19 protein-coding genes and 2 rRNA genes are annotated in these 24,776 nt (G+C 41.8%); 6 read left to right on the top strand and 15 right to left on the bottom strand.

Features of this window, described 5'->3' with window-relative positions; genetic code table 11:
- Positions 1-222: 222 nt before the first annotated feature.
- From HYG88_RS01410 to HYG88_RS01385, 6 genes are all read right to left on the bottom strand, one after another.
- A complete protein-coding gene (locus HYG88_RS01410) occupies positions 223-870 on the bottom strand; it encodes an START domain-containing protein (protein ID WP_005157093.1) in 648 nt (215 codons plus the stop codon).
- A 95-nt stretch (positions 871-965) separates the two neighbouring features.
- Positions 966-1,787: a 4-hydroxy-tetrahydrodipicolinate reductase gene (gene dapB, locus HYG88_RS01405; RefSeq protein ID WP_004659711.1), complete on the bottom strand. Its 822-nt coding sequence runs from the start codon at positions 1,785-1,787 to the stop codon at positions 966-968.
- 113 nt (positions 1,788-1,900) lie between these two features.
- Positions 1,901-3,019, bottom strand: a complete 1,119-nt coding sequence (gene dnaJ, locus HYG88_RS01400) for a molecular chaperone DnaJ (RefSeq protein ID WP_005219116.1) — start codon at positions 3,017-3,019, stop codon at positions 1,901-1,903.
- 143 nt (positions 3,020-3,162) lie between these two features.
- Entirely contained in the window at positions 3,163-3,540 is a 378-nt protein-coding gene (locus HYG88_RS01395; protein WP_178882444.1) for a hypothetical protein, read from the bottom strand.
- A gap of 132 nt (positions 3,541-3,672) precedes the next feature.
- Positions 3,673-6,801 (bottom strand): efflux RND transporter permease subunit, encoded by a 3,129-nt coding sequence (locus tag HYG88_RS01390; protein WP_178882443.1) that lies wholly within the window; start codon positions 6,799-6,801, stop codon positions 3,673-3,675.
- A gap of 2 nt (positions 6,802-6,803) precedes the next feature.
- Positions 6,804-7,904 carry an efflux RND transporter periplasmic adaptor subunit gene (locus HYG88_RS01385; protein ID WP_178882442.1) on the bottom strand — a complete coding sequence of 367 codons (1,101 nt, stop codon included), beginning with the start codon at positions 7,902-7,904 and terminating at the stop codon, positions 6,804-6,806.
- 153 nt (positions 7,905-8,057) lie between these two features.
- Here HYG88_RS01385 and HYG88_RS01380 point away from each other — a divergent pair, with 153 nt between their 5' ends.
- The 3 genes from HYG88_RS01380 to HYG88_RS01370 all read left to right on the top strand — a co-directional run bounded on the left by HYG88_RS01380 (position 8,058) and on the right by HYG88_RS01370 (position 13,037).
- Positions 8,058-8,681, top strand: coding sequence for a TetR/AcrR family transcriptional regulator (locus HYG88_RS01380; RefSeq protein WP_178882441.1), 624 nt, complete (start codon positions 8,058-8,060; stop codon positions 8,679-8,681).
- An 84-nt stretch (positions 8,682-8,765) separates the two neighbouring features.
- On the top strand, positions 8,766-11,447 hold the full coding sequence (gene ppc, locus HYG88_RS01375) for a phosphoenolpyruvate carboxylase (protein WP_178882440.1): 2,682 nt from the start codon (positions 8,766-8,768) through the stop codon (positions 11,445-11,447).
- Positions 11,448-11,741: 294 nt separating this feature from the next.
- A complete protein-coding gene (locus HYG88_RS01370; protein WP_178882439.1) occupies positions 11,742-13,037 on the top strand; it encodes a solute carrier family 23 protein in 1,296 nt (431 codons plus the stop codon).
- A 30-nt stretch (positions 13,038-13,067) separates the two neighbouring features.
- Here HYG88_RS01370 and HYG88_RS01365 read toward each other — a convergent pair whose 3' ends face one another.
- Entirely contained in the window at positions 13,068-14,354 is a 1,287-nt protein-coding gene (locus HYG88_RS01365) for a hypothetical protein (RefSeq protein ID WP_178882438.1), read from the bottom strand.
- A gap of 164 nt (positions 14,355-14,518) precedes the next feature.
- Complete coding sequence (gene ilvD / locus HYG88_RS01360) at positions 14,519-16,348, bottom strand: dihydroxy-acid dehydratase (RefSeq protein ID WP_005157126.1); 1,830 nt, start codon at positions 16,346-16,348, stop codon at positions 14,519-14,521.
- Positions 16,349-16,558: 210 nt separating this feature from the next.
- On the opposite strand from ilvD, the gene fmt reads away from it, so the two are divergent.
- A complete protein-coding gene (gene fmt / locus HYG88_RS01355) occupies positions 16,559-17,521 on the top strand; it encodes a methionyl-tRNA formyltransferase (RefSeq protein WP_178882437.1) in 963 nt (320 codons plus the stop codon).
- A complete protein-coding gene (gene rsmB, locus HYG88_RS01350; RefSeq protein WP_178882436.1) occupies positions 17,518-18,825 on the top strand; it encodes a 16S rRNA (cytosine(967)-C(5))-methyltransferase RsmB in 1,308 nt (435 codons plus the stop codon). Before fmt ends, rsmB begins: the two co-directional genes overlap by 4 nt.
- Before the next feature lie 55 nt (positions 18,826-18,880).
- On the opposite strand, the gene HYG88_RS01345 is transcribed toward rsmB, so the two are convergent.
- The 3 genes from HYG88_RS01345 to HYG88_RS01335 all read right to left on the bottom strand — a co-directional run bounded on the left by HYG88_RS01345 (position 18,881) and on the right by HYG88_RS01335 (position 22,329).
- Positions 18,881-19,024, bottom strand: a complete 144-nt coding sequence (locus tag HYG88_RS01345) for a methionine/alanine import family NSS transporter small subunit (protein ID WP_087537379.1) — start codon at positions 19,022-19,024, stop codon at positions 18,881-18,883.
- A 10-nt stretch (positions 19,025-19,034) separates the two neighbouring features.
- Complete coding sequence (locus tag HYG88_RS01340) at positions 19,035-20,513, bottom strand: sodium-dependent transporter (RefSeq protein ID WP_178882435.1); 1,479 nt, start codon at positions 20,511-20,513, stop codon at positions 19,035-19,037.
- Between the two features lie 373 nt (positions 20,514-20,886).
- Positions 20,887-22,329: an aldehyde dehydrogenase family protein gene (locus HYG88_RS01335; protein ID WP_178882434.1), complete on the bottom strand. Its 1,443-nt coding sequence runs from the start codon at positions 22,327-22,329 to the stop codon at positions 20,887-20,889.
- A gap of 132 nt (positions 22,330-22,461) precedes the next feature.
- On the opposite strand from HYG88_RS01335, the gene HYG88_RS01330 reads away from it, so the two are divergent.
- Complete coding sequence (locus tag HYG88_RS01330; protein WP_178882433.1) at positions 22,462-23,157, top strand: TIGR04219 family outer membrane beta-barrel protein; 696 nt, start codon at positions 22,462-22,464, stop codon at positions 23,155-23,157.
- A 292-nt stretch (positions 23,158-23,449) separates the two neighbouring features.
- Here the strand turns inward: HYG88_RS01330 and HYG88_RS01325 are convergent, their stop codons facing one another.
- The 4 genes from HYG88_RS01325 to HYG88_RS01310 all read right to left on the bottom strand — a co-directional run.
- Entirely contained in the window at positions 23,450-23,761 is a 312-nt protein-coding gene (locus tag HYG88_RS01325) for an ankyrin repeat domain-containing protein (RefSeq protein ID WP_178882432.1), read from the bottom strand.
- A gap of 33 nt (positions 23,762-23,794) precedes the next feature.
- On the bottom strand, positions 23,795-24,130 hold the full coding sequence (locus HYG88_RS01320; protein ID WP_256730983.1) for a hypothetical protein: 336 nt from the start codon (positions 24,128-24,130) through the stop codon (positions 23,795-23,797).
- 252 nt (positions 24,131-24,382) lie between these two features.
- Positions 24,383-24,497, bottom strand: a 5S ribosomal RNA gene (gene rrf, locus HYG88_RS01315).
- Between the two features lie 195 nt (positions 24,498-24,692).
- Positions 24,693-24,776 (bottom strand): 23S ribosomal RNA (locus tag HYG88_RS01310); the annotation flags it as partial.

Genomic DNA, 24,776 nt, shown 5'->3' with positions numbered 1-24,776 from the left:
GCAAAATTGCAGCCATCAACAGAATAGTGAAAAAGATTAAGCGAACAATCTGTGTATCGCTCAATTTGGTTGAGTTTAATCCTGCTTCACCGACCTTTATCATCCGGATGCTGGTCTGGATAGGGATGGTTTTTTCGAGTTTGCTCATCCCTTCGGTGGCAAGCTGGCTAATGTATCAGTGCATAAAAAAGCCTGATTGAATCAGGCTTTTCACTCTTAGATTTATTTAAGCAATTCAGGCAAATGTGGCTGTGCATATAATGGGTTGTAAATTTCTTTCCTCATCTTCATCAGCATTTGATACGGTTGCTGCTGCACAAACATATTCACAAAACTCAATGGAATCGAACCTGCTGGGTCGGCATAACCACTAGTCATAACTTTAACCTTATTATTGGCAAGTCTTTGGAACGTCCAATCTCCTGTATATTGATTCAAACGAATCACATCAGGTTGTTCAGGGTAACTATTTTTAATCGCGTTATTCTTAATACTAATACTGCCATCAGCATTCTTATTCATTTTGCCTTTAATGACCAAGTCACGGTCTTTCAAAGGAAATGGGAAATCTAACAGCATATACAGGGTAAATTCCCCTTTCTTTTCATCCCGAGACAAAAGCTGTGCCTTAGCAACATAAGGCACCCATTGGGGTGTGCGCTCAACATCAAGTACTACCGCAACTGCCCGTTCCAAAGGCACATCAAAAGTCGTTTCTGCTTTGTACTGAAAGACCGGATTATTCTCTGTTTGGTAGGTCCAAACTTTAATATTATTGCGATGTAAACTCAGTTTAGGTGCTTCTGCGGCACTGACGACTAAACTTGTCGCACTTAGCAGTGTAGCAAGAACAATATGCTTTTTATTCATGTCATGCTCAATTGTTGTAATGATGGTGAGAGCTTGTTGTATCTCTATCAGAAAGAAAGCTCAACAAGCTCTTTTATAGTACAAAAAAGTACCTTTTAAACTTCAATCTCGTTAAAGCCTAAAACATCTTTCATATCATATTTACGAGCTTCGCGACCGACGACCCATGCAGCCGCACGAACAGCGCCTGAAGCAAAATTCATTCGATTGGTCGCTTTATGTGTGACTTCAACACGTTCACCCTCACCAATAAACATCACGGTATGTTCACCGACGATGTCGCCACCACGAATGGTTTGAAAGCCAATACTTTGACGCTCACGAGCACCTGTATGACCTTCACGACAATACACAGCATCCGTTTTCAAGTCACGACCTAAAGTATCTGCAATCGCCTCGCCCATCATAAATGCAGTACCAGATGGCGCATCCACTTTGTGACGGTGATGTGATTCGATGATTTCGATATCAACGCTATCACCAAACACTTTCGCTGCAAGCTCTAATAATTTGATTGAAACATTCACACCAACTGAATAGTTAGCAGCATAAACGACTGGAGTCTGTGTTGCGGTTTCATCTAAGAAAGCCTTTTGTTCATCCGACATCCCTGTGGTGCCAATCACCATTGCAACACCTGCCTCACGGCATAACTTTAAGTGTTGTTCAGTGGCAACAGGCGCAGTGAAATCAATCACGACATCACAGTCTTTTAAAACTTCACTTAAACTTCCCACAATCTTGACGCCGATGTTGCCAATCCCTGCAAGTTCCCCTGCATCTGCACCCACCAAACTACTTTCTGGACGTTCAACAGCTGCTGCGAGTTGGTAGCCTGCTTGTTGTACTGCTTGAATCAGAATACGCCCCATGCGTCCGCCTGCACCCAAGATTCCAATGCGTGGAGAAGTCGACATAATTTTTCCTAGTCTTTTATTTAAACAATTGAGCTACTATAGCAAAACTCTGTGCCTACGCTAAAAAATTCCCATAAAAAAACCTGCCGCAGCAGGTTTTTTATTGATGCTAATTAATCAAACAAGCGATCAAAGAAAGATTTTTTCTTTGGTGATGCAGCATGACCATCACCATCAAACGACGCTTGTAATTCTTTCAACAATTCACGTTGGCGACTGTTTAAATTCACAGGTGTTTCTACCACGATACGGCACAATAAGTCACCGACCATGCTGCTACGTACAGGACGAACACCTTTACCACGTAAGCGGAATAGCTTACCTGTTTGAGTACCTTCTGGGATTTTTAAGCTGACGCGACCATCAAGCGTCGGGATTTCAATTTCTTTGCCCAATGCAGCATCGGCAATACTGACTGGCACATCCATATATAGATCTGCACCGTCACGTTGGAAGACTTCGTGTTCACGAACTACGACTTCAACGTATAAATCACCCGCTTGACCATCACGAATCGCTTCACCTTTACCTGTTAAGCGAACACGATCGCCGTTGTCCACACCAGCAGGAATAGTGACTTCAAGCGTTTGTTGACGATCGGCAACACCCGAACCATGACAGGTATTACAAGGGTTTTTGATAATTTTGCCTTGCCCGCGGCAAGTACTACAAGTTTGTTGAACTGAGAAGAAACCTTGCTGCATACGTACTTGACCAGCACCATGGCAGGTACGACACGTCTCAACATCATTTGGATTCTTAGAACCTTTACCATCACATGTTTCACACGGCGCTGGTGCAGTAAAAGTAATCGTTTTTTTCACGCCTTTGACTGCTTCTTCAAGCGTCAATTCCATCACATAGCGAAGATCAGAGCCACGACGTTGGCGTTGTTGTTGGCGACCACCGCCACCACCGAAAGCACCACCAAAAATATCACCAAATTGGCTAAAGATGTCTTCTGCACTAAAACCACCACCGAAGCCACCGCCGCCACCAAAACCGCCCTCAAAAGCGCTATGGCCAGCACGATCATACATGCTGCGTTTTTCGCCATCAGAAAGTACTTCGTAAGCCTCTGCTGCTTCTTTAAACTTTTCTTCCGCTTCAGCATTGTCTGGGTTACGATCTGGATGATATTTCATCGCCAACTTACGATAGGCTTTTTTAATCTCATCATCACTTGCGGTTTTCGAAACGCCTAAAACCTCATAATAATCACGTTTAGCCATGGTTGGCGATGCTCCTCACGGAATTGGTTCAATCTCTACAAATAAATAAGCTCTGTTGACATTTTATTAACAAAGTCAACAGAGCCTTAGTATGGGCACTACTATAAATTTACAAGGTCTAGCACAATAAAAAAGCGATAAAATTAGAATACCGCTTTATTTTTAAAATACTTAGCAACACCTTTGATCCATGCATTCAACAGAAATAGCCATGCAATTGAGCTAAACACCACACCCACAACCGTCATGGCGGTCACCCAGAGGGCGCTGTTCCAGACAAAAAAGAACAGTGGAATAAACCACAGGGCAGCAAAGAAAGCCATTAGAATAAACAGCAGCACATTACGCATAATCCACAGTGCATGCGCGTGTATCCATACTTCAGCATTATTCGCAGTCGCAACTTTTCGTGCCAGCAGATACGCAAACACTGCAAACACGATTGTAAATAATGCAAGAAACATGAACACGTACGAAATCGCCACATAACGGCGATGCTGCTCAATATTGTCTTGCCCCATGCTCTAGATCACCTCATTCACTGCATTTTGCTAAACCAGTCATGCAATGAAATTCAATTATTTTTTGGTCTTAAAATATAGGTGCTACTATATTGAAATTTTCAATATTTCGCACCTTTATTCACAAAATAATTATGATAGATGTGTTGCTTTCTTGACCTTAAACCACGCCGCATAGAGTGCAGGCAGGAAAAACAGGGTCAACAGGGTAGCCACAATCAAGCCACCCATAATCGCAACCGCCATCGGACCAAAGAAAATACTGCGTGATAATGGAATCATCGCAAGTACTGCGGCAAGTGCGGTTAACACAATTGGGCGGAAACGGCGCATGGTGGCACCAATCACCGCGTCCCACGGTTCATGCCCTGCCTGAATGTCCTGCTCAATCTGATCAATCAGGATCAATGAATTCCGCATAATCATTCCAGATAAAGCAATTGTCCCTAACATCGCGACAAAACCAAAAGGCTTATTAAACAGGAGTAAGAATGCAACAACGCCAATCAAACCAAGAGGTGCTGTCAATAAAACAATCGTTGCGCGTGACATACTACGTAATTGAATCATCAGCAAAGTCATCACCACAGCCAAGAATAATGGCATGCCTGCATTCACCGAATTTTGACCTTTTGCAGACTCTTCAACCGTACCACCGACTTCCACTAAGTAACCATTGGGTAAATCAGCACGTAAAGCTTGCATTTTGTCTGCCAATTGCTGAACTACTGTTGCAGGTTGTAAATTGGTTCGAATATCCGCGCGGACTGTAATCGTTGGTAGACGATTACGATGCCAAATCAGACCTTCTTCAAAACGTGACTCAATTTTTGCTATTTGCGCTAGAGGTACAGTGGTTCCTTTGGTGGTTGGCACAGCTAAATTTGCTAACGAAGCCACTTCAACACGTTCCGACTTATCACCACGTAAACGAATTTCAATGAGTTCACGTTTTTCACGATATTGATTCATCACCGCCCCTGTCACAGAAGCGTTTAGGAAATTAGCCAAATCAACACTGGAAACACCCATTTGACGAGCACGATCTTGGTCAATTTCAATTGCAATAATTTTGCTTGGTTCACCCCAGTCCAGATGCACATTGGTGGTATTTGGGTCTTCACTCAGCACCTTAGCCACTTTTTGTGCCTCTGCCCGAACCGTTGCCAGATCTTCACCTGAGACCCGATACTGCAATGGATAACCCACAGGCGGACCATTTTCCAGCAAGGACACACGGGTACGTACCTGAGGCAACAACTGCTTGATTTGCGTCTCTAAAGAACGACGGATTTCATCACGATCATCAAGAGAAGAAGCCAAGACTACAAATTGAGCAAAACTGGCTTGTGGGAGTTGTTGGTCTAAAGGTAAGTAAAAACGTGGTGAACCTGTTCCAACATAAGCGACATAATTATCAATCCCTTTTTGTTTGGATAGGAATTGTTCTACCTTATGTACTGCTTGTTCTGTCGCCGTTAGTGAAGCCCCCTCCTCCAGTTTTAAGTCCACCAGAATTTCTGCACGATTCGATGGTGGGAAGAATTGTTGTGGTACCAACTTAAACATCGCAACAGACAATACAAAGATACCGACCGTAATAGCAATCACCGTTTTACGATAGGTAATACAGATTTCGACAATATGCCTGAAGGATTGATAGAACTTGGATTGGTAAGGATCATGATGCTGACCATGCGACTCAACCACTGGTGCAGGTTGCTTGCGTAACCTTGCCCATAAACGTAAATACCATGCCGCTTGTTGATTCTGTTTGGTGAAATCAGGTAATAATTTTTCACCTAAATAAGGAACAAATAAAACAGCAGCAATCCATGAAACGATCAATGCAATCGTCACGACTTGGAAAATAGAACGTGTGTATTCACCTGTTCCAGATTGTGCCGTGGCAATTGGCAAGAAACCTGCTGCGGTAATCAATGTACCTGTGAGCATTGGAAAAGCGGTGGTTTGCCATGCAAAACCTGCCGCTTTTAATCGACTGTAACCCTGTTCCATTTTAATCGCCATCATTTCCACGGCGATAATGGCATCATCGACCAACAAACCCAGCGCAAGAATCAATGCGCCTAATGAGATCTTATGTAAGCCGACATCAAATAAACTCATCCCAGCAAAGGTCATTGCTAAAACCAATGGAATCGACAATGCAACAACAAGCCCTGTACGAAAACCGAGTGAGAAGAAACTGACCAATAAAACGATAATGACCGCTTCAGCTAAAACTTTTAAGAACTCTTGAATACTACGTTGTACTGCAACAGGTTGGTCTGAAACTTTTTGCAGTTTCATGCCCAAAGGTAAGCTTTTTTGTAGACTGTTAAATTCGGTTTCTAAATTTTTGCCCAATGCAATGATGTCTCCACCTTTACGCATGGACACCGCAATGCCAATCCCATTCTCACCCATAAAACGCATACGTGGTTGAGCAGGTTCACTAAAGCCGCGATAGACCTCAGCAACATCACCCAATTGAATGGTTTTATCGCCCACCAACAACGGCATTTTTTTCAGGTCATCGACACTATGTAAGTGTCCGCTAACTCTGATTTGAATACGGTCTGTACCTGTTTCAAAGAAACCTGCACCTGCCATATCATTTTGCTTCTGAATCGCTTCCTGAATGGCTGTGACAGGGACACCGAGCTGAACAGCTTTGGTATTGGATAATTCGATCCAGATCTTCTGATCTTGTAGACCCACCAAATTAACCTTGCTGACATCTTTGACCCGTTGCAGTTGTAGTTGCAAACGATCGGCATATTCTTTCATTACCGCATAGTCAAAATCTTTACCCGTTAAAACATAGATATTGCCGAAGGTATCGCCAAACTCGTCATTAAAAAATGGGCCTTGCACGCCATTGGGCAATTGATGGCGAATGTCATTGACCTTTTTACGCACGTTATACCAAACGTCAGGAATCTGCTCAGAACGATAGGAATCCTTAGCAATAAACGTGACCATAGATTCCCCAGGCCGTGAATATGCCCGAATATTTTCATATTGCCCTGTGGTCATCAGTTCTTTTTCAATACGATCTGTCACCAGCGTTGCAACTTCCTGTGCGGTTGCGCCTGGCCAATAGGTCTGTACTACCATCACTTTGAACGTAAAGGGTGGGTCCTCACTCTGTGACAGCTTGGAATACGACATCACTCCGACAATGCCGAGTAACAGCATAAAGTAGAGAATGATGCCCTTATTCTTAAGCGCCCATTCTGAAAGGTTAAATTTCATGCTTAACCTCCTGTTTTAACCGTGACTGCGCGATTATCACGATCTACAGGATGAATTTTTTGCTGGTCACGCAATAGATGCACACCACCAACCACAACCCAATCTGAAGCTTTTAGACCTGACAGAATAGGCACACTGTCACGCCCATAAGTACCCAACGTCACTGGGACTTTACGTAAAGTTTGATTACTATTCACGACCCAGACATAGGCTTGTTGATTATTGGCAGTAACACTGGATAGAGGCACACTCAATACATTATTTTCATTTGCGACAAAGAATACCCGAGCGCTTTGCCCCAGTTGGATACTCGATTGCCCTTCAAGCAATGAAACTTTCACGGTGAATGTTCGCGATTGGTCTGCAGCGGGTGACACTTCACGGACTTTTGCCGCAAAACGTGCGTCAGGTTGTGACCACAAAGTGACCCAAGCAGGTTGCCCGACTTTAATGGTACTGACGGCCTGCTCAGGTACGCCAAACACGACTTCTCGCTCACCTTCAATTGCGAGTTGATAGGCAGGTTGACCTGCCGCAATTACTTGTCCAATTTCAATTTGACGTTGAGTAATCACGCCATTTTTATTCGAAATAAGTTGGTTATAACCGGTTTGATTTGAAGACACTTCATAATTAGAACGCGCTTGCTGTAACCCTGCTTGAGCAGATTCATACTGATTTTTCACCGCATCAAATTGTGAGCGACTCACTGCATTGACAGGTAATAACTGTTGATAACGCTGATATTCTTGAGCCGCAATTTTTGCTGCTGCTTCAGCACTTTGCAATTGCGCTTTGGCAGCGTTCATTTGCAATTGTGCGTCTTTGACATCTAGTTTAGCCAAAACCTGTCCGACTTTGACCCGATCACCCACATCAACATAACGTTCGGTAATTTGTCCCCCAACACGAAATGCCAATGCGGTTTGTTGCTTGGCTTGAACATCACCTGCATAACTTTTTTGATCGATATGATTCGTATTCGGCTGCGTCACCATGACATAAGGTATTTCCTCAGTCTTGGGAACCTCTTTTTGACATGCCGTTAAAGTGACACTGCTGAGTACGAGCAACCCCACAATTACATGATTTAGCAGATTCATCTCTGTTTCGCTCTTATTCAAATTGATTTTTTAAGGCACAATATGAACATTATGATAGATTGTTTATTTTTTAATTAATATACTCATGAGTACACTAATTAAAAATTAAATCTAGCATTTTGATTTTGAATTGAATTAAATGAGACAGCTAACGTGCAAATTCTCAGTGGTCGCCCTAAAGATTTAGAAAAAAGAGCCAAAATCTTACAGGCTGCAAAATCTATTTTTTTAAAAATGGGTTACCACGCCACCAATATGAATCAGATTGCCAAAGAAGCAGGCGTGACTAAACTCACGGTGTACAACCATTTTCAGGACAAGGCTAACCTGTTTATCTGCGCCATTGAAGAAAGCTGTGAAGAATCGATTCGGGCGAAACAGTTTGAACTCACACCTGAGTCCGACTTTAGGCAGGCACTATATTTAATGTGTCAGCGTGCCTTAAGCATTATTTACCTGCCTGAAGCACTGAAACTGGATTGCCTGCTGTTTGAACTGGCAGCGGAACAAAGTCCATTAACCCAACAGTTTTTTGATGCGTCACATACCCGCATGTGTCATGTGTGGTGTGATTTTTTTGAGCAAGCCATCGCCTTTAAATTTATTCAGGCAGACGCGCCACTCAAGCCAACAGAGCTGATCATCTCGCTGATGTTAGGTATCCGTCATCAACAAGTGTTACTGGGTCTAGCCCCAGTGCCCACAGCGAATGAAATCGATCAGATCATTCAACATGCCATCGAGATTTTTTTGCTTAAATATCAACCTAAAAATTAGATAAAATTCACATTTTTTTACGTTCTGCTCTTGGAATGTCTCCCAATCGCGCTATAGTCGAGTGAGAACAACAGGAGAATTAGAATGATTCAACAAATCACTGCTCCATTACGTGAAGATGTCCGCTTACTCGGCAATTTACTTGGAGAGACCTTAAAGCAACATGCTGGGCAAGATTTGTTTAATCAGATTGAACAAATTCGCACATTAGCCAAAGGTGCACGTGACGGCCAGATCGAAGCAGAAAAACAGCTCGAACAATTGTTTCTCGGTTTAAAAGATGAAGAGATTTTGCCGCTGACTCGCGCATTCTCACATTTTCTCAATTTCGCCAATATTGCGGAACAATATCATGTAGTGCGTAATCGTCGTCAGGCTGAGTTTGACGAACAAGCCCCTAATCCAAATCCTTTGTCACATTTATTTGAAAAATTCAAAACTGAACAGATCAACTCAAAACAATTATTCGAACAAATCTGCGATTTAAAAATTGAATTGGTACTTACAGCGCATCCAACTGAGGTCAGTCGTCGTACCTTGATTCAAAAATATGATGATATTACCGATTGCCTATCTCAACTGGATCAGCAAAAACTAACACCTCGTGAACGCCAACAAACCATCGCCACCCTGAAACAATTGGTCAGTTCAGCTTGGCAGACAGACGAAATTCGCCAACATCGCCCGACCCCTGTCGATGAAGCAAAGTGGGGCTTTGCAACAATTGAACAAACTCTGTGGAATGCCGTACCTAAGTTTATTCGTGAGCTGAATGAACTGACTCAACAGCATTGTGAACAAAACTTACCGCTCAATATCGCGCCAATTCGCTTTGCCTCATGGATGGGCGGTGATCGTGATGGCAATCCCAATGTCACCCATCAAGTCACCCAAGAAGTATTATGGTTATCACGTTGGCAAGCTGCTGATTTGTATTTGCGTGATATTGAAAATCTGCGTTGGGAACTGTCCATTCAAAGTTGTTCTGAGGAACTGACTCAAGCATTAGGCTATGAACACCCTGAACCGTATCGTGAATATCTGCGCGACACCCGTGAACGTTTAAAAGCCACCCGCTATTGTTTAGGCCAACGCTTACAAGGCCATGAAGCTGATGATAGTCAGATCATTCGAAATAAAGATGAATTATTACAGCCCTTATTACTCTGCTATCGCTCCCTGATTGATAGCAATCTAGCCGAAATTGCCAATGGCCAGTTGCTGGATTTCATTTACCGTGTCAATTGCTTTGGAATTGAGTTACTCAAACTCGATATTCGCCAAGAATCAGGGCGGCATCGTCAAGCCATTTCAGCGATTACTGAATATCTAGGTCTAGGCAATTTTGAATCATGGACTGAACAGGCTCGTCAAAACTTCCTTATTCAGGAACTACAAAGTAAACGTCCTTTACTGCCTAAATATTTCAATGAACCCGAAGGCAGCTTGATTCAACATCCTGATGTACTCGAAGTCTTTGCGACCATGCGCACTTTGGCTGAACAACCAGCTGAGAGCTTGGGTGCCTATATTATTTCGATGGCAGAATATCCAAGTGACGTCTTAGCTGTTTTACTCTTACAAAAAGAAGCTGGTATCCAACATCCTCTTCGAGTGGTGCCCTTATTTGAAACCTTAAAAGATCTTGATGGTGCAGCCAAAACCATGCATACCTTATTCAATATGCATTGGTATAAACAGCATATTCAGGGTAAACATGAAGTGATGATCGGCTATTCAGACTCGGCAAAGGATGCGGGCTTTATGTCTGCGAACTGGGCGCAATATCGTGCGCAAGAAGAACTCACTGCTGTCGCTCGACAACATGGGGTGCAATTGACTCTATTTCATGGTCGTGGCGGTTCAATCAGTCGTGGCGGTGCGCCAACACAACAAGCATTGTTCTCACAACCACCAGGCTCAATCTCTGGAGCAATTCGTGTCACTGAACAGGGTGAAATGATTCGCTTTAAATTTGCTTTAGAAGGCATCGCGCTACAAAATTTGGAAATCTATACAGCGGCAACTTTAGAAGCAACGTTATTGCCACCGCCAGAGCCAAAGAAACAATGGCGAGACTTAATGAATCAAATGACTGATTTATCGGTACAGGTTTATAGACAAACTGTGCGTGAAAATCCGAATTTTGTCAGTTATCTACGCACGGTCACGCCTGAGTTAGAATTACAAATGCTACCGCTTGGTTCACGCCCAGCCAAACGAAAAGTCAGTGGTGGGATAGAATCTCTTCGAGCGATTCCTTGGGTATTTGCATGGACACAAATCCGCTTGATGCTGCCCGCTTGGTTGGGTACAGGCACGGCGATCAATCAGGTACATGGACAACACAAAAACACCTTAAATGAAATGCTTGAACAGTGGCCGTATTTTCAAACTTTAATTGATATGCTGGAAATGGTTTTATCCAAATCTGATGCAGATATTGCGTTGTACTATGAATCTCATCTCACAGAAGATCAGGACTTAAAAGTTCTAGGGATTGAGCTACGCCAGCGCCTGCAAAATGCGGTGGATACCCTGCTGAGTCTAAAAGGTGAATCCAAACTGCTCAGCAATAATGAAGTGCTGGACCAGTCCATGCAGGTGCGTAAACCATATTTATTGCCTCTGCATTTATTACAAGCAGAGTTAATGAAACGCCGTCGTCTGTATTTAGCCGAGCATCAAACCGAGCATAGCCCTGTCGATCATGCCTTAATGGTCAGTATTGCAGGCATTGCGGCAGGTTTGCGCAATACTGGCTAAATAAGAGCCTTGCCATCAACATAAGTCACAGGTGTTGATGGCAAGATTGGCAAAACATTCCATTTTTAGAAAAAAAATTTAGAAAATTTTTTTAAATATTAGCCGTAGGTTTTTTAAATTAGGCGAATAAAATAAATAATAAATACGATAGTTTATTTTGAAACACATTTTACCAAAAGGTAAAAATACAGACGTAAAAAACATGATCTGGCAATATTCTCAATGACTTATAGGTGAAAGCTCGTTTTAAGACAGGGTATCATACCCGCTGATATCACATAATGAGTCTCATCTATGTCAAATTGGTTTCCAAAATGGCAGCCGTATCAGGGAAAGATTGATCATCGCCCTGTCGCGACAAATGAATATTTACCGCCCTTACAAAGTGCGGTATTAGGGATACAACACGCATTTGCAATGTTTGGTGCAACTGTTCTTGCCCCCCTTCTGATGGGCTTTAGCCCTAACCTTGCCATCTTAATGTCAGGGATTTGTACTATTATTTTCTTCTTGATCACGGGTGGTCGTGTTCCAAGTTATTTAGGCTCAAGCTTTGCATTTATTGGTGTCGTTGCAGCCGCAACTGGTCATATTACTGGGTCAGGAGCCAATCCAAACCTTGCAGTTGCGCTTGGTGGAATTGTTGCCTGTGGTATTTTTTATGCCTTGATCGGTTTTGCGGTCATGCTCACAGGCACGCGTTGGATTGAGAAACTCATGCCACCTGTTGTCACAGGCGCTGTGGTGATGATTATTGGTCTCAACCTTGCACCCGTTACTATTAAAGGCGTTGCCGGACAGCCTTTTGAAATGTGGATGGCACTCATCACTGTATTAAGCATGGGCATTATTGCTGTATTTACCAAGGGCTTATTACAACGTTTATTACTGTTAGTGGGTTTATTGATTGCTTATGCCGTATATGTGGTTGCAACAAATATTCTAGGATTTGGTAAACCGATTGATTTCTCCCAAATCGCAGCAGCACCATGGTTTGGTATCCCAACTTTTTCACACCCAACTTTTGATTTAAATGCAATTTTAATTATTGCTCCCGTTGCATTGATTTTAGTCGCTGAAAATCTAGGTCACATCAAAGCAGTCGGTTCAATGACAGGCGAAGATCTTACACCTCAACTGGGTAAAGCTTTTGTTGCGGATGGTTTGGCCACAACGTTATCGGGTAGTGTTGGTGCACCGGGTATGACCACCTATGGTGAAAATATTGGTGTGATGGCAGTCACCCGTGTTTATTCTACGATTGTGTTTGTAATCGCTGGTGTATTTGCAATTTTCTTGGGGCTGTCTCCTAAATTTGGCGCAGTGATTAGTACGATCCCGACAGCAGTCCTTACGGGTGCTTCGATCGTAGTATTTGGTTTAATTACCATTGCAGGTGCAAAAATCTGGATCGAAAATAAAGTCGATTTTTCTAATAATAAAAACCTTATTGTTGCATCTGTCACTATTATTTTAGGTGCAGGTAACTTTGAATTACTGTTTGGTAGCTTTAATTTAGGGGGAATTGGAACCGCAACTTTTGCTGCGATTTTCCTGAACCTGTTATTCAGTTTAAAAGATAAACATTAGCATCGTAGGCAGCTTCGGCTGCCTTTTTATTTATTCCCGACTTTCCTGCTTATATTTATCTTCCAAAACATTGCTGATAATACTTTCAATCATCCAAACTCGATACAAACTATTAAAAACATAGCTCTGTCCATCTATACGTAATTCCAGTACAGGAAAATCTGGCTGATGCTTTTGCTGACAGAGTTCATCATTCTGTTTCAACAAAGCTTCAACATCCTGTTCGGTAATGTTGTCAATCTCTAAACGCTTCTGCATACGTTGAAAGTGGGTTTTGAAAGAAAGATCTTTGCCACGCGTCCAAACACTTTGCAATATCTCATGAATACAATCGATCTGTTCTTCTTCAGGCACGCTATAAAATAGTTTTGCCATTTCATAAGTTGCTTCTTTAGTAGGCCGACAGAATGGGGTGAATGCCACCTGTGTACGTTTGGAAACACGGGTCGCCAAACTCCAGTCAAACCAATCTCGCCCATGATAGCTCAGCGGATAAACGCTCAATTGAATATTATAATAATTGGCCAGTTCTTCTTTGATATAAGCCAATAATAGCCAACTCATCGGGTCTTCAAGTGCAATATACAGATCCAGCTCGGGATGTAGAGCCTGAACTTCGGTCAGCGCCTCACCGTCATTGATCAGGTGTTCACGCCATTCGATATGATTAATCAGAAAAATTGGATTTCCGGTGAGTAATTTTTGTTGTTTCAAACGGCGTGTAAGGCGTAATAAATCATCAACGGCCTGATATTTACGCTCACCAAATTCGAAGTAACTGGCTGCAACAGGCACATCTTTAAAAATACGTTCAAGATAATCTTGAGGTGTTTGATGCTGACTTGCCATCGCATAAAGCGTACGTAATTTCCCATATTGTTGTTGCCATAACATGTGGAATACATCTTCGAGTAAATGTAAAAAATTGTGTTCTCTCAGAGGGGTATTTTTTAGAATTATTTCTGCTTGTTGTAATGCTTCTGGACTAGGTATTTCAGGGGTTTCATCGAAACCAAACCGATGTTGTTTGGCGAGAATTTTAGCATCATTCAAACAATAACTCTGCCAATCTTGTTGTGACATACCATTAGGAGGCTCAGCACCCTGTCTTGAAATAATCACTTTTAAAGGTTTTAGTTCATCACTCAAAATTTCATTGAGCTGATCAAGCTGTTGTACTGCAAGATAGCTATAAACATCGTCTAAACGCAGGTAAATACTTAAACCCTGTTCCGTGGGCAACACCGCCTGACGAGAAGGTTTTTGATAGAACCAACTCGATCGGATGGGATCAAACCAACGACGTAACAAAGACATGTCGATCGCCTCTAATGATTATAAAGTGATGAATGGATAAGCTTTCTCTAACTTGAATTCAAACAAGTGAGCAAATAAGTATAATGAGTATCTTATAAAATCAGAAAAAAGTCCCTCTTTATCGTAATAAAGAGGGATGATAAACATTGTCGCTTAGCAATAGTTTACAGAACGCGTACTGCACCTTTCGCAGCACTGGTTGAATGCAAAGCATAAATTTTCAAAGATTTTGAAACTTTACGCTTACGCTCTTCCGCTGGATGCCAACCTTTGGCTTCTTGAGCTGTACGGCGATGTGCCATGGTTGCATCATCAACATCAAGGTGAATGGTACGATTCGGAATATCAATTTGGATAGTATCACCATCTTCAACCAGACCAATTGCACCACCTTCCGCTGCTTCTGGAGACACGTGACCAATTGATAAACCTGAAGAACCACCAGAGAAGCGACCATCAGTAATCAACGCACAGTCCTTACCCAAACCTTTCGACTTCAAGTAACTGGTTGGGTACAACATTTCCTGCATGCCTGGACCACCACGTGGGCCTTCATAACGAATGACAACGATGTCACCTGCCACGATCTTATGATCTAAAATCGCTTCAACCGCTGAATCTTGGCTTTCAAAAACACGCGCTGTACCCGTGAATTTAAGAATCGATTCATCCACACCCGCAGTTTTGACGATACAGCCATCTAAAGCGATGTTGCCATAAAGGACTGCCAAACCACCATCTTTAGAGAAAGCATGTTCAGCATTACGGATCACACCTTTCTCACGGTCACCATCCAAAGTTGAATAATAACGGTTTTGTGAGAATGCCACTTGAGTTGGAACACCACCCGGTGATGAGCGATAGAACTCATAAACATCTGCATCTTCAGTGCGGATAATATCCCACTTGTCTAAGGCATCTTTCAGAGTAGGCTCATGTACCGTTGAGCAAGAGGTGTTCAGTAAGTTAGCACGATCGAGTTCACCCAAGATCGCCATGATACCCCCAGCACGGTGTACATCTTCCATATGCACATCCGACTTTGCAGGTGCAACTTTAGACAATACAGGTACTTTACGAGATAAATTGTCGATATCATCCATAGTGAAATCAACTTCTGCTTCATGTGCAGCAGCAAGCAAATGCAATACGGTATTGGTAGAACCACCCATTGCAATATCCAAAGTCATCGCATTTTCAAAAGCGGCTTTGGTTGCAATTGAGCGTGGCAGAATGCTGTCGTCATTTTGTTCATAATAACGTTTCGCTAGTTCAACCACTAAACGACCCGCTTTTAAGAACAATTTTTCACGGTTAGCGTGAGTTGCAACAATAGAACCATTACCCGGCAATGATAAACCCAAAGCTTCAGTTAGACAGTTCATTGAGTTTGCAGTAAACATACCCGAACATGAACCACACGTCGGACATGCCGAACGCTCAAACGCAGCCACTTCTTCATCGGTATAGCTTTCATCTGCTGCAACGACCATGGCATCAACTAAGTCGATTGCCTTTTCATCACCACGGAATTTGACTTTACCCGCTTCCATCGGACCGCCAGACACGAACACCACTGGGATATTCAAGCGCATTGCAGCCATCAGCATTCCCGGTGTAATCTTGTCACAGTTCGAGATACACACCATGGCATCGGCACAATGGGCATTGACCATGTATTCAACTGAGTCCGCAATCAAATCACGTGATGGCAATGAATACAGCATCCCGTCATGCCCCATGGCAATCCCGTCATCCACGGCAATGGTATTAAATTCTTTTGCGACACCACCAGAAGCTTCAATTTCTCGTGCAACCAGTTGCCCTAAATCTTTAAGATGCACGTGACCTGGAACGAATTGGGTAAATGAGTTGACCACCGCAATAATTGGTTTGCCAAAATCTTCATCTTTCATACCAGTCGCACGCCATAAACCGCGCGCGCCCGCCATATTTCTTCCATGTGTTGATGTTTTTGAACGATAATCAGGCATTTTGTATTCCCAACAAGTGTGTGCTCGAGATGAATAAGACATTCTCTCTGGCGAAATGATACTGAGCTTTTCCAATCATACTACAAGTTATCGTTTAACTGATGACCAACGAACCTATCTTTTTTGTTCAAAGACAATTCCTTTCACCTAATTAGGGGCTAGTGGCTTTTTGGCTTATAATTTGGGGCAAATTTTCTGTGGATTATCTTTGTGAAAATCATTTTTGCTGGTACGCCTGAATTTGCGGCAACCGCATTGGCGGCATTATTAAAAACCCCGCACCAGATTATCGCGGTTTATACCCAGCCTGACCGTAAATCAGGACGTGGACAAAAATTAACACCATCGCCTGTAAAGCAACTTGCACTTGAACACGATTTACCCGTTTACCAACCTTTGAATTTTAAAGCGTCTACCGAAGAAGGCTTGGCAGCTCGACAAGAACTCGCTGCTCTAGGCGCTGATGTGATGGTGGTTGCAGCCTATGGTTTAATCTTACCGCAAGCGGTTTTAGATACCCCTACATATGGTTGTTTAAATATCCATGGTTCACTATTACCCCGCTGGCGTGGTGCTGCGCCAATTCAACGTGCAATTGCGACTGGAGATGCTGAAACAGGTATCACCATCATGCAAATGGCGGCAGGTTTAGATACGGGCGATATGATGTATAAAACCTATTGCCCAATCACAGCCGAAGATACCTCTGCAACCTTGCATGACAAACTGGCCATTCAGGGTGCAGAGGCGATTTGTACCGTGCTTGAATCAGAGCAAAGCTTGCAGGATTTTATCGAAAAACGTGAAGTACAAGATGAAGCACTCACCGTCTATGCACATAAATTGATTAAAGCAGAAGCTCGAATTAATTGGAGTGTGAATGCTAGTCAAATCGATCGTAATATTCGGGCTTTTAATCCTTGGCCAGTGGCTTTTATCCAACTGGATGAAAACAATGCTTTAAGGGTTTGGAATTCGATCCTTTCTGAACACAGTAAAACGGATGCTCAATTGGGTGAAATCATAGCAATTGATAAACAAGGCGTACATGTTGCCTGTGGCGACAATAGCACAGTGTGCTTAACCAGTTTGCAATGGCCAGGTGCTAAAGCCCTCAATCCAGTTCAAATAGCTCAAACCCAAAAATTACATCTTGGACAAATTCTCCCATGAGCCAATCGAATCAATCATCTGCAAAAAATTTGAACCTGCGTGCGCAAGTGATCAAAACACTTTTGGCTGTTCAAAATGGGCAATCTTTGTCTTCCGTTTTAAATCAACATATCAATCTCGTTTCTGAACGTGACCGTGGTTTATATCATGAGCTTACTTTAGGTTGTTTACGCCAATGGTATTCGTTAAAAGCCATTACCTTACCATTGCTCACAAAGCCATTAGACAATGAAGCACTCGAAAGTTGTTTATATCTAGGTTTATATCAAATTTTATGTACGCGCATTCCAGTACATGCTGCGATTTCAGAAACGGTAAATGCGGCTAAGCAACTCGGTTTCGAACCCATGAGTGGTTTGGTGAATGCGATTCTGCGTCGTGTTTCACGTGAAACAGATGAATTTCAAACAGCTTTGAATAGTACGCATGGTTTACCAAGCTGGTTATTCAAGCGACTTAAAAAAGATTGGCCTGAGCAAGTAGAGCCGCTATGCCAAGCCTTAAAACAAGTCGCTCCACTAACTCTCCGCATCAATCAACGCCAAGTCAGTCGTAACGAATATTTAGAGATTTTGGACGAAGAGCAGATTGATGCTCGTGCTTGCACGCTTTCAGATGTTGGTATTGTTTTGGAGCAAACGGGCAATATTACCCATTTACCGGGTTTTGAAGAAGGTGGTTTTTCTGTTCAGGATGAACATGCCCAATTGTGTACGATGCTTTTACAGAACTTAGATAATAAAGTTATTGTCGATGCCTGTGCTGCACCAGGTGGCAAAACTGCGCATATTCTTGAGCGCTTTAACCCTCAAAAACTGATTGCGCTGGATCATGATGCCAAACGTTTATTGCGTGTTTCTGAAAATTTAGAACGTCTTGCCTTAAATGACAACAATGTCGAGATTATTACCGCTGATGCCACCACTTGGCAGACACCAGAACCCGTCGATTGTATCGTGCTGGATGCGCCTTGTTCTGCAACAGGTGTGATTCGTCGCCACCCCGATATTCGTCTGTTAAGACAATCAACCGATATCGCACAAACAGTTGAATTACAAAAACAGATTCTTCAACAAATGTGGCAACAACTCAAAGTTGGTGGAACGCTGTTGTATATCACCTGCTCCATTCTAAAAGCTGAGAATGAACAGCAAATGGCGGCATTCTTCGGCGCACATGCCAATGCCGAAGAAATCAAAATCAATGCGGATTGGGGTATTGAACAGACCTATGGTCGCCAATTATTACCGTCTGCGCACTCTGGCGATGGTTTCTATTATTGCCGAATTAAAAAATTGGCATAGGCATAATCAAAATAAAAAAAAGCAGGCTTCAAAGCCTGCTTTTTTTGAATCTATTTTAAAGCGTATGATGATCTTTAACTTCTTCAAGAACATCATCTAAATCTTCTGGATTCTTCATCAGGTGGCGAATCGACAAAGCGAGTCCACCCCATAAAAACACCATTGAAATAATCATCATTACGATTGCTGAAGTATTCATAACTGCGCTCCTAGCGATCTTTCATTTTGCTGAGTATAACTGCAACGACAGCACAGAAAATCACACTGCCCCACCCAAAGATACCTTGCAAGCTCATGCTATACGTATCGTAACCATTTTTGACCAAGTTAAACACAGTCATGCTCAATGTGGTTAATAAGATCAAAGAGGTGATCACAGTTAAAGTGAAATCCCAACCTTTACCCAATTGAATCGTCGAAATACGGTTCACATGATCACGAAGTTCGATTAAAGCTGAACGCTTAAACCAAGCCACACTGATGATGGATAATAATGCACCACCAATAATCCCGATGTTATTGATAAAGTGATCCACAATATCAACCAGTTTAATCGCATTTACGCTTGAAAATAAGATAACTGAAACGAGTGCGCTACCACCACCAATGATGGTTACTGCTTTCTTGCGGCTCCATTTTAACTTATCTTGCATGGCTGCAATCGGTACTTCCAAGATACTGACCATGGAAGAAATACCAGCGACAAAAAGCGAAGAGAAGAACAATAGACCAAATAAATCTGCACCTGCACCCAAGCTTGAAATGATTTTTGGAAAGGCAATAAATGCCAGACCAATACCACCACTGACGACATCTTGTACTTCTTTACCCGCGGTATGAGTCATAAAACCCAATGCTGCAAAAATACCAATACCGGCCAAGATCTCAGTTGAAGCATTGGCAAAACCAACGATCAACCCCGAACCTGTTAAATTGGTTTTCGGCTTTAAGTAAGAGGAGTATGTCACCATGATCCCGAAGCCAACGGATAGCGAGAAGAATGTATGGCCATACGCCGCCAGCCACACTTTATAGTCCATCATCGCAGACCAGTTCGGCGTGAAGAATGCATTTAAGCCTTCAGCGGCACCAGGTAAACGTAATGATTGAATTACCAGAACTGTGAACAGGACGAATAACAAAGGCATGAAAATCTTATTTGATAATTCAACACCTTTTTTAACACCACCATACAAAATCACTAAGGTCAGCGCCCAAATCCCAACAATTGGCCAAAATAAATGGCTGACAAACTGCAAATCAAAGCCAGTTGCTTTCGAGGTCTGTAAGTACGTATTAAAGAAGAAACTTTCTGGGTCACTGCCCCACGCCTGACCAATCGAGAAATACACATAACTTCCCGCCCACGTCAGTACGCTAGCATAGTACAAACCAATAATGATACAGACACAGACTTGCCACCAACCTAGTGTTTCACCACCTTTAAATAAAGCACGATATGCTTTAGGGGGTGAGCCTGTACTACGATGTCCAGTCGCATAATCTAAAAATAAAAGAGGTAAACCAGCCGTAATTAGTGCGAGTAAATACGGAATAAGAAACGCACCACCACCATTTTCGTAGGCAACATAAGGAAAGCGCCAAATATTACCTAAACCTACAGCCGAACCAACGGCTGCAATAATAAAACCAGATCGTGATGTCCAGTTTTCACGAGAATCTGCCATATGACACCTAAATATATACCGCTGGCATTTTTCATACTGCGTTAGGTTTTATTATCCAACAGACATGAAAAGTGCCATAAAAAATATTGTTTTGCTTGCATGAAATTCCAACCTTTTGGGCCTCTCATTTTCATGAACAAACAAGCAAAAACCAAACCATCTTCCTTAAAGATTGGATTTTGTTTTTCTGCTTTTTAATAGCCGAACAATACCTGTTTTTATTTCTTTTTACTGTAATTTCTGTCTGAAAAATTATGTTTTTTAAATAACTGATTATTTTTTAACTGAATGAAATTTTGACCTTACAGTCAATTTATAAAATCAAGTATACAACCTAATCAAGCGAAGCCAGAACTCCGCTTGAACTTCTATTTTATTGTTTAATTGCGAGCAAGCGTTCTTCTTGCATATCACGAATCGCTGAGTGAATTCCTTCGCGACCTAAGCCTGAGTCTTTCACACCGCCATACGGCATGTTATCGACACGGAATGTAGGCACATCATTAATGATGACTCCACCAACATGCAAATGATCCCATGCATACAGCATTTTATTCAGATTTTGCGTATATACCCCTGCCTGTAAACCAAAACGACTTTGATTAATTGTATTAATACCCTGCTCAAACTCTTTAAATTTTTCTAAAATGGCAACAGGGCCAAATGCTTCATCCTTATAGATTTCTAGTTTGGCATCAACATTCTCCAGTAAAATCGGTTCAAATAATACGCCTTGTAAATGTCCTCCCGTCAGAACCTTTGCCCCTTTTTTCTCGGCTTTATCAACCCATTTTTTCAGACGAACAGCTTCAGCTTCCTTAATCATCGGACCTACCAATGTGGTATTGAGCTTTGGATCATCTACTTTAATTTTTTTCAGTTTCGCAATCAGTTTCTTTTTCACTTCCACATAAAGATCAGCATGCACTAAAATCCGCTGCACACTGATACAAACTTGCCCTGCATGCCCATAAGCGGCACTGATCAAACGATCAATCAGCGCCTCATCAATCACGGTATCTGCATCGATCAGAACCGCAGCGTTGCCACCCAGTTCCAAAGTAACTTTCTTGCGCCCTGCACGCGCTTTCATGTCCCAACCAACCTGATCTGACCCCGTAAAGCTGAGTAATTTAAAACGATCATCTGTTACCAAAATATCCGCTGCTTGGCGATCACAAGGCAACACTGACCATGAGCCTTTTGGTAAATCAGTTTCCGCCAAAACCTTGGCAATCATTAATGCACTGATCGGTGTCAAACTCGCAGGCTTCAATACAAATGGACAACCTGCTGCAATTGCAGGTGCGATCTTGTGTGCCACAAGATTTAAAGGGAAATTAAATGGGCTAATCAGCGAAACTGCACCAATTGGCACACGCTTAACCATACCTCGAAAACGAGCAGCCGCAGGCGTTACTGCCAAAGGCAACATTCGACCATCATCAAGTTGTGTGACCGCATCTGCAGCCAATTGGAACGTATTTATCAGACGTTCCACTTCGGCACTTGCGGCACCTCGCGGCTTCCCCCCCTCAATAATCAATATTTCTGTCAATTCTTCACGTAATTCATTAAAACGTTTAACGCAATGTAATAGAACTTTTTGTTTTTCAAATGGCTTAAGCGTCGCCATATCTACCTCAGCTTTGACTGAAGCAGAAATTGCTTTTTCCAACACTTTTTCATCTGCTAACGCAACTCGAGCATAGACCGTATTAGTATATTTATCATGAACTTCTAACCATTGACCTGTCGCTACTGCTTTCCCTGCAACATACAAAGGATAATCCACAACATTTTGTGCATCGGTCATTATTCTTCATCCCATAATTAAAATTTAAAATTAGACTACTGTATATTTTCAAATATCACTATATGATTCGCCCAATCACTGATGAATTCACAACAATTCATTACGGTTTTTGATATGAATTAGGACAATCGAATGAAAATATTAAAAATATCAATGTTTGCTCTAGGGACAAGTCTGTGTGGTCTGGCGCAAGCAGATATGATTGGTGTAAAAGGCGATCTCAGCTACTGGAATTACAACGGTGAAGCCAATATAGCTGCACAAACATCTGCACCAGATCAAGAGCTTGATCGTAAGGGATCTGCACAGGTTTCGCTTGCATTTGAGCACCCAATTCCACTGATTCCAAATGCAAAAATTCGCTATGTGAATTTAAAATCACAAACTGAAAATGAAGTTGCAGGTCAGCCAGTTTATGACTTGAACATAGACCATACCGATTTCATTTTATATTATGAAATCTTGGATACCATCGTAAATGCAGATGTTGGTTTAGGTGCAACCAGTTTCAATGGTGATGTTAAAACACTCGGTTTAAGCAAAACAGACATCGATAAAACTGTTCCTGTGATCTATGGATCGGCGGGTGTAAAACTGCCGTTTACTGGTCTAAGTACCAAAGCAGAACTCTTATATAGCAACTTTAATGATACTAAAATTACCGATGCGCAAGCAGAATTACAATACAACTTTATCGATAATCTACTGGTCGATGTTGGCTTGAAAGCTGGCTACCGTATCTTAGACATTAAATTAGATGACTACGAAAAAAACGATCTTAAATTTAATTTTAAAGGTCCTTATATCGGTTTAGATGTTCATTTCTAAATCCTAATAAGCTGAGAAACGGAATCTATGGATTCCGTTTTTTATCGCTTATCATTTCATCATTCCCGATTGATGTACGCCAAAACCTACAACAATCTCAGCGATTGGCGAATATCCCATTCTAAAGTTTTCACATATCATATAAATTATAGAGAGACAAGAAGTCTCATTGAAAATAACAAGATACGCAGGAAGCGGTCGTTCATAAGGAATATAAACGACAAGAAGTTGAATACTAAGAAGCCCCGTCAGGATGATGGGGCTTCTTTTTATTTATCATTTTATGCGTGATTTAAAGAGTTTTTAGATAGACAACCACTTCGTCATGCTCTGCCATTTCTGCAAGCTGCAGCGCAGTATATTCGCCTTTATAAGCGACATTTGCTCCTTTACTCATTAGTAGTTTCACCACAGCTAAATGATCATTCTCGGCAGCAGCTTGAAGCGCGCTATAACCTTCATCATCGGTCTGGTTTGGATCTATTCCCTCTACCAATAATTGCTCGACTTGTTCCACATCACCAAGGGATGCCCAATACACTAGTTCAGGGAGATGCAGTTCTTCATCATCTTCAGGCAGTGGAGAAAAAGAGTTGAGTTTCATAATCATTTTCCTAAAACTGTAAATTGACTCAATTTAACTCATAGTAAATGATTTTTCAGTAGAGCTATCATATATAAAAATCTCTTTGAAATTATGTTCAATATTTAAAGCTCTAACTTTTTCTTCTAAAATATTCCATTCTTTTGAAAAATAGCCTATATCTAACTCGCAACAAATAACTAAAATTCTGTTTTCTGGATAATTTTTTCTCATTTTCTTATGGATTCTTAGAGCAATTAAATCTACAAAATGTTCAATAAAACTAGGATTATCATAGCTAATACATTCTGTATTTATATCCTTACCAATCTTCTTAACTCCATCAGCTGCATAACAATACCCCTGCTTATTTAATAATTCTCTTACCAAATATTCTTTACAGCACAAGTTACTTCTAGGAAATAACTTTCCTCCATTACTTTAATTTCAGCATCAAAACATGCTGTACGTGATGTCCAACATACTTGAATATAATTTCCTAATCTATATTTAGTTCTTACATATCCAATCTAATTGTTTCATAGAATTTGAATAATAATTTTAATAAAAGAGCAGTATATAAAACTCTTTGCCATAAAAAACACCCCCTGCTCTTTTGAGTAGGGGGTGTTCGTATTTAAAAGCTGGCGATGACTTACTCTCACATGGCAAGTGCCACACTACCATCAGCGCTAAGAGGTTTCACTTCTGAGTTCGGGAAGGGATCAGGTGGTTCACTCTTGCTATTGTCGCCAGCAAACTGTTGTGGTGTTTTGGGGTCTTATTGATCATGTTGTGTTTTCACTTCATGTCTGCCTTACTTACGAACCAAAGAGTTATTAACGGATTAGATATTGAGTCTAACTTTGTGTTCAGCATTTTAACTAGTTTCTACACTAAATCAAGTTGTGTATTGAATTTATCTTGAATACAACAACTGTTTGGGTGTTGTATAGTCAAGCCTCACGAGCAATTAGTATTGGTCAGCTTCACACGTCACCGTGCTTCCACACCCAACCTATCAACGTCCTAGTCT

The sequence above is a fragment of the Acinetobacter sp. SwsAc4 genome, from assembly GCF_013391535.1.
GTDB lineage: Bacteria > Pseudomonadota > Gammaproteobacteria > Pseudomonadales > Moraxellaceae > Acinetobacter.
Note: the sequence above shows the minus strand (reverse complement) of the source record. Positions and strands in the feature narration are given on the sequence as shown.

What these genes read in the sequence shown, in the direction of transcription:
- HYG88_RS01410 (WP_005157093.1), bottom strand. Translation starts at nt 870, where the DNA reads ATGAATAAAAAGCATATTGTTCTTGCTACACTGCTAAGTGCGACAAGT.
- dapB (WP_004659711.1), bottom strand. Translation starts at nt 1,787, where the DNA reads ATGTCGACTTCTCCACGCATTGGAATCTTGGGTGCAGGCGGACGCATG.
- dnaJ (WP_005219116.1), bottom strand. Translation starts at nt 3,019, where the DNA reads ATGGCTAAACGTGATTATTATGAGGTTTTAGGCGTTTCGAAAACCGCA.
- HYG88_RS01395 (WP_178882444.1), bottom strand. Translation starts at nt 3,540, where the DNA reads ATGGGGCAAGACAATATTGAGCAGCATCGCCGTTATGTGGCGATTTCG.
- HYG88_RS01390 (WP_178882443.1), bottom strand. Translation starts at nt 6,801, where the DNA reads ATGAAATTTAACCTTTCAGAATGGGCGCTTAAGAATAAGGGCATCATT.
- HYG88_RS01385 (WP_178882442.1), bottom strand. Translation starts at nt 7,904, where the DNA reads ATGAATCTGCTAAATCATGTAATTGTGGGGTTGCTCGTACTCAGCAGT.
- ppc (WP_178882440.1), top strand. Translation starts at nt 8,766, where the DNA reads ATGATTCAACAAATCACTGCTCCATTACGTGAAGATGTCCGCTTACTC.
- HYG88_RS01370 (WP_178882439.1), top strand. Translation starts at nt 11,742, where the DNA reads ATGTCAAATTGGTTTCCAAAATGGCAGCCGTATCAGGGAAAGATTGAT.
- HYG88_RS01365 (WP_178882438.1), bottom strand. Translation starts at nt 14,354, where the DNA reads ATGTCTTTGTTACGTCGTTGGTTTGATCCCATCCGATCGAGTTGGTTC.
- ilvD (WP_005157126.1), bottom strand. Translation starts at nt 16,348, where the DNA reads ATGCCTGATTATCGTTCAAAAACATCAACACATGGAAGAAATATGGCG.
- rsmB (WP_178882436.1), top strand. Translation starts at nt 17,518, where the DNA reads ATGAGCCAATCGAATCAATCATCTGCAAAAAATTTGAACCTGCGTGCG.
- HYG88_RS01345 (WP_087537379.1), bottom strand. Translation starts at nt 19,024, where the DNA reads ATGAATACTTCAGCAATCGTAATGATGATTATTTCAATGGTGTTTTTA.
- HYG88_RS01340 (WP_178882435.1), bottom strand. Translation starts at nt 20,513, where the DNA reads ATGGCAGATTCTCGTGAAAACTGGACATCACGATCTGGTTTTATTATT.
- HYG88_RS01335 (WP_178882434.1), bottom strand. Translation starts at nt 22,329, where the DNA reads ATGACCGATGCACAAAATGTTGTGGATTATCCTTTGTATGTTGCAGGG.
- HYG88_RS01330 (WP_178882433.1), top strand. Translation starts at nt 22,462, where the DNA reads ATGAAAATATTAAAAATATCAATGTTTGCTCTAGGGACAAGTCTGTGT.
- HYG88_RS01325 (WP_178882432.1), bottom strand. Translation starts at nt 23,761, where the DNA reads ATGAAACTCAACTCTTTTTCTCCACTGCCTGAAGATGATGAAGAACTG.